The sequence below is a fragment of the Legionella shakespearei DSM 23087 genome (genome assembly GCF_000373765.1).
Classification (GTDB): domain Bacteria; phylum Pseudomonadota; class Gammaproteobacteria; order Legionellales; family Legionellaceae; genus Legionella; species Legionella shakespearei.
In genome coordinates this window covers 1-5,807 of record NZ_KB892429.1, presented here as the reverse complement: position 1 = coordinate 5,807, position 5,807 = coordinate 1, and the positions used below count along the sequence as shown (strand labels likewise).

Genomic DNA, 5,807 nt, shown 5'->3' with positions numbered 1-5,807 from the left:
GATCATCCTGTTTATTTACATCTTTTTACGAGATTAAAATTATGAGAGGATCACTCAGCGCTATCGCTGCATCAAGGCTACGCCTATTTTAAATAAACCCTCTTAACTTGATGGCAGTGGGGGTAGGATGGGCTAAGAAATATCTTATTCAGACCTGAGATCAGACAGTAAATCAATTACTATGAAAACGCTTACAGTCACCCGAAACAGGCTTTTGTGGCAAAACCACCTGAACATTTATCCCTTTAATCGTAGGGCTACTGCGTGCCTCATTCAGGTAATCAGCTAACGGAACATCAACGACACCACCAAGCTGTGATGAGGCTTGTCTGAAATATAAGGTGTTTTTAATCCAAATGGCGAAGCCTAAATGGGATACATTCAACGCAGTGCCAATTTGTTTACGCAAATCCCAATTAGGTCTTATTATTTCTACAACTGCACCATTAGGTATTTGAGAAAACAAATAAAGGTTTGGTTTGCCGTCTTCTGAAAATAATGCAGTCAATGGAATGTATGGGATTTTCGAAGTCACTGATTTAAGCTTCTTGCCTTGAGCTTTCAACTCAGCCAAACGCTTTTCCTGTTCTTCCTTATTTTCTGTTTGCAGTCTGATAGTGTCTATGTTTTTGTGGGCATACCAACCGGCTTTATTGATCAACGCCTTGGCATAAACAGCCACTTGATGATTTTTTTGATCTTTAATCGTGAGAGTAATGTCTTTAAGCACACCACGTATCTGATTATTCTTATTCCAGTCTATAGAGGTAAAGTGGTTTCTATCAATATAAGAAATTTTGCCATTGTGATAGCGATTATATTTTAAACAGTTCTGAAAGGAATCAAGGGAACTTGCCAGAGCTAAAGCAAGCACAGTATTTACATAAGTATCACAATCAAATCCATCAACGCGGTATAAGGGATATTGGTCGTAAGGAGCATCAGGCCCTTCACCCAAAGAACCTAGTATGTAAGGTTGTCCTTTAAAATGACTACTAAACCAATCGATTCTCTCCGCCATAGAAGTGTTCGGCATGGCGTTTAGTGTATGATATAGTTCAGTAATAGATGAATTAGCCTGTTCTTCGAGAGTGGCAGAGTTGAGAGCGTTGCTCGAAAAGCTGCAGATGACGCAGGCAATAAAGAAAAATAGTTTTAAGGGAGTAGCTGTGTATTGCATAAGTCACTTGGAGTGTTTTCAATTCAATTTGAATTCCATGGTACCTTTTTTTAGGGTCTGGAGGCAATAATGCTGAATATAATATGGTTAGGAATGATACTTGTTTCCGTCATTGTCGGCATTATTGAAGGTCGAATAGACGCAGTAGTAAAGGCTGTAACCGATTCAGCCAAGCTCGGATTTGAAATAGCAATTGGGTTGACCGGGATCATGACCCTGTGGCTGGGTATTATGTCCATAGCAACAGAGTCGGGTCTTGTTGCCATATTGGGGCGATTTTTAAAGCCCATACTAAGAAGATTGTTTCCGGATGTTCCTGCAGATCACCCTGCCATGGGAGCTATGGTAATGAACATTGCCGCAAATATGTTAGGTTTAGCTAATGCAGCAACACCATTTGGCCTGCAAGCAATGAAAGAATTACAAAGCCTCAATAAGCATGTGGCTGTTGCAACCAATTCCATGTGTACCTTTTTAGCAATAAACACCTCCAGCGTTCAATTAATACCAGCAACAGCGATAGCCTTTTTGGCGGCTAATGGCAGTACTAATCCCAGCAGTGTTATTTTCAGTTCTTTAATTGCGACTACAGTATCAACCATTGTTGCGCTGGTAGCCGTAAAACAATTGGCTAAATTGAAAACCTTTAAAGTAGAACGGGCGGACAGCTTATGAACGGTTTTGCCAATCAACTATCCAACTGGATGTTTCTAGCATTTGTAGTAGGTATTCCATTATACGCTGCCATAAAGAAAATCAATGTGTTTGATGCTTTTATCGTTGGGGCAAAACAAGGTTTTGACACCAGTATAAGCCTTATTCCCTATTTAATCGCGATGATGGTTGGCATAGGTATGCTAAGGGCATCAGGATTTTTTGGTTTGATGGATCAATTGCTAGCACCTTTCATGGCCATGATAGGAATGCCGCCTGAAGTGTTGCCTCTGGCGTTAATCAGACCTTTTTCAGGGAGCGCCTCAACAGGAGTAATGGCGGAGTTAATTCACCAATACGGTGGTGATTCCATGATAGCCAAAACTGCGGCAACCATGATGGGCAGTACTGAAACAACGTTTTATGTCATAGCAGTGTATTTTGGGGCAGTGGGAATAAGGCGCACGCGTCATGCAATACCTGCGGGACTGTTGGCGGATCTGGCTGGTATTTTAGCATCAGTGTTTATCTGTCGTTATCTCTTTTCTTAGCCGGATCCCCACGTCGTCCTGAGCGCGTCTTTTGGCGCGAAGGATCTCCTGAAAGTGGCATGGTGCCTGTATTTGGAGATCCTTCGCGCCAAAAGACGCGCTCAGGACGACGTGGATCATGTGTAGAAGAGTCAACTGCGAGCAGACCCGGGCTACCCCACATCAATATTTCGTTTGCCGTTACTGGCCAGATTGGCTTCTTCAAATAATTTAAGCCGAGCTAACAACGTACTGGCCTTTGCTTTAAATGCCAGCATTTCGCGACCCGAGATTGGTGACGACGTAGGTAAATTAACTGTTGTAGGATTTCTCGGTGTGTTGTTGACATGTAATTCATAATGACAATGTGGCCCGGTTGCAAGTCCTGTTTGCCCTACATAGCCGATTACCTGACCGCGTTTAACTCTGCTGCCTTTGGAAAGTCCTTTCTGGAATTTAAGCATGTGCCCATAGACAGTGCTGTAGGTTTTGTCATGTCTGATTTTAATCATATTCCCATAACCATTATGTCGTCCGATGGTCGCAATGACTCCATCACCAATAGATTGGATAGGTGTTCCAATGGGAGCTGCCAGATCGATACCTTTATGAGCTCTCTTATAATGTAAAATCGGATGATATCTTGATAAGGCAAATGTGGAGCTGATATGGCTGAATTTTATTGGATAACGTGAAAATGCCTTTTTAAAGCTTGTTCCCTGAGGGGTATAGTAATCGGTATCGCCTCGAGCTGTGGTATGGCGTATGGCCTGGAACGTTTTACCCTTGTTAGTATAACTGACGGCTACAATATCTCCCGTTCCAACCATTTTATCTTCTATATAATAAGCATCGTATATTATAGAGAACTGATCTCCTGAGCGTACTGCACGCGAGAAATCTATTTCTTTTCCAAGAACGGTAGTCATCTGACGAATCAGTTTGGAGGGTATATTCAACCTTTGAGCGGTATTAAACAAGGAGCCTTTAACAGTACCTGTGATGTAATGATTATGGCTGATCATCTTTTTAGAATCCATTTTTGTCTTATAGACTTTTCCTGCCCTATATACCGTAAGCGATTGAATGTTATTAACAGGTATGATTAGCTTTTCAAGCTTACCCTTACTAATTAAAAACTGCAGTTCCTGACTCGGCTTTATTGCAGTAAGTGCTTTGGCATGTGGATTCTTTTGCAATACCTCATGCAAATTTCTGGCACTTAATCCCAGGCGATTAAAGATAATTGCCATTGAATCACCAGGCCTCGGTTTAACTACTTGCCATTCATTGTCTTTTACTGCAATTTTTCCATCATCAGCGGCTGGTTCTGCTTTCACTGGGGCCGGGGTTTCAACCAGTTTAGGGAGTGAAATCGTTTTACGTGTAAAGTCGTCACTTGAATTACGAGAAAAATTTTTCACTAAAAAATAGGGGAGTGAAAAGGCAATCACTAACGCGCCAATCGTTAGCAGCTTCGATGGTTTACCAGCTTTTCGTTTTGGGATATTTGGTCTTTTATCCATTGTTTGCCTATAACTACTGTCATCCACAAGAATGCTTTGGTTTAATTGTAATCAGGGTCTGCTTACCTAAACCGTCTGGTAGAATATAAACAGAGCCTGGTATGGCTGTTACTGCATCACGTTATAATATTAGATATTTTGTCTTATTCTCTTCAATTTTGTCTAGCAAATTACCTCAAATCATCTCTTAGCTATAGCAGGAATTTGCTAACCGGGCTAAGATACTCGGTGTGAGAAGATAGGTCAATCATTTACAAAGGTTTTAATGACATGATAGTACAAGATTTAGTCTGTTCCGAATTGATCCGCGGTTGTGAAGAAGTACTTCCATTGCAGGAATTAGAAAAAAAACTACAGAAGGGAATTCCCTTAAAAATTAAGGCAGGCTTTGATCCTACAGCTCCCGATCTGCATCTGGGACATACGGTTCTACTTAATAAATTAAGACAATTTCAACAATACGGGCATGAAGTCATTTTTTTAATTGGAGATTTTACCGCAATGATTGGTGATCCAACTGGAAAAAATGTAACGCGCATGCCTTTAAGCGAAGAAACCGTACTTGAAAATGCGCAAACATATAAAGAACAGGTCTTTAAAATTTTAGACCCTGCCAAAACTACAGTAGTATTTAATTCTGAATGGCTGGGAACATTTAATGCCGTAGATCTTATTCGTTTGGCAGCAACGCACACTGTTGCACGTATGTTAGAGCGAGATGATTTTAATAAGCGTTACACTAACGGGCAACCTATTGCCATACATGAATTCTTATATCCTTTATTACAAGGTTATGATTCAGTGGCATTAAAAGCAGATGTAGAACTCGGCGGGACTGATCAGAAATTTAATTTACTGATGGGCCGCGAATTACAAAAACATTATGGCCTGGAACCACAGGTTGTGATGATGACACCATTAATAGAAGGATTGGATGGTGTTAAAAAAATGTCTAAATCATTAGATAACTATATAGGTATCGCAGAACCTGCAACTGATATGTTTGGCAAGATTATGTCGGTATCTGATGAATTGATGTGGCGCTATATTGATCTGTTAAGTTTTAAAACCGGTCCGGAAATACAGCAATTAAAGAAAGCAGTTGCAGAGGGCGCCAATCCAAGAGATATAAAAATAGATTTTGCCAAAGAAATTGTTGCTCGTTTTCATGATCAGAATCAGGCTGAACAGGTTCATAAAGAGTTTATAGAGCGATTTCAAAAAGGAATCATTCCTGACGATTTGGAAGAGTTACATGTCGCCAGCAGTGAACCAGTGAATCTGGCTCAACTTCTCAAGCAACTTAATTTAACCGCCAGCACATCGGAATCTATAAGAATGGTGAAGCAGGGCGCTGTGAAAATTAATAGTGAAAAAGTCTCTGATCCCGCACTGGTATTGGCCTTAGACCAGACGTATATCATTCAGGTAGGCAAGCGTCGAATTGCCAAGCTGCGTTTAGAAAAAGCAGAGTGAGATTTATTTTAAAAAAAAATGCAAAAAGTGTTTGACACTGAAATCAAAATCAGTAGAATACGCAGCACGCCTTCGGGGCAACGTTCATTAAGAAGAGAGAAGACAAACTGTGTGGGCACTTTGAAAAACCTTTGAGTGCTTGAGAAAGAAATAAAGAAGTAAAGAAGCTAGTTAGTTCTAGCACAGGAATTGAACTGAAGAGTTTGATCCTGGCTCAGATTGAACGCTGGCGGTATGCTTAACACATGCAAGTCGAACGGCAGCATTATCTAGCTTGCTAGATAGATGGCGAGTGGCGAACGGGTGAGTAACGCGTAGGAATATACCTTAAAGAGGGGGACAACTTGGGGAAACTCAAGCTAATACCGCATAATTTCCATGGAAAAAAGCTGGGGACCTTCGGGCCTGGCGCTTTAAGATTAGCCTGCGTACGATTAGCTA

The 5,807-nt window shown here is 41.0% G+C and carries 5 protein-coding genes and 1 rRNA gene; 4 read left to right on the top strand and 2 right to left on the bottom strand.

Going from position 1 to position 5,807, the window contains the following annotated elements; translation table 11 throughout:
- Window positions 1–172: 172 nt before the first annotated feature.
- Window positions 173–1,180: an N-acetylmuramoyl-L-alanine amidase-like domain-containing protein gene (locus tag B094_RS0113190; protein ID WP_018578284.1), complete on the bottom strand. Its 1,008-nt coding sequence runs from the start codon at window positions 1,178–1,180 to the stop codon at window positions 173–175.
- 69 nt (window positions 1,181–1,249) lie between these two features.
- Here B094_RS0113190 and B094_RS0113185 point away from each other — a divergent pair, with 69 nt between their 5' ends.
- Both B094_RS0113185 and B094_RS0113180 read left to right on the top strand, forming a co-directional pair.
- Window positions 1,250–1,855 (top strand): nucleoside recognition domain-containing protein, encoded by a 606-nt coding sequence (locus tag B094_RS0113185; RefSeq protein WP_018578283.1) that lies wholly within the window; start codon window positions 1,250–1,252, stop codon window positions 1,853–1,855.
- The gene (locus tag B094_RS0113180) at window positions 1,852–2,385 is read left to right on the top strand and encodes a spore maturation protein (protein WP_018578282.1); all 534 of its coding nucleotides are present in this window, start codon (window positions 1,852–1,854) and stop codon (window positions 2,383–2,385) included. Before B094_RS0113185 ends, B094_RS0113180 begins: the two co-directional genes overlap by 4 nt.
- A 152-nt stretch (window positions 2,386–2,537) precedes the next feature.
- Here the strand turns inward: B094_RS0113180 and B094_RS0113175 are convergent, their stop codons facing one another.
- Complete coding sequence (locus B094_RS0113175) at window positions 2,538–3,890, bottom strand: peptidoglycan DD-metalloendopeptidase family protein (protein WP_018578281.1); 1,353 nt, start codon at window positions 3,888–3,890, stop codon at window positions 2,538–2,540.
- 270 nt (window positions 3,891–4,160) lie between these two features.
- Here B094_RS0113175 and tyrS point away from each other — a divergent pair, with 270 nt between their 5' ends.
- Window positions 4,161–5,366, top strand: a complete 1,206-nt coding sequence (gene tyrS / locus B094_RS0113170) for a tyrosine--tRNA ligase (protein WP_018578280.1) — start codon at window positions 4,161–4,163, stop codon at window positions 5,364–5,366.
- Window positions 5,367–5,557: 191 nt separating this feature from the next.
- Window positions 5,558–5,807 (top strand): 16S ribosomal RNA (locus B094_RS0113165); the annotation flags it as partial.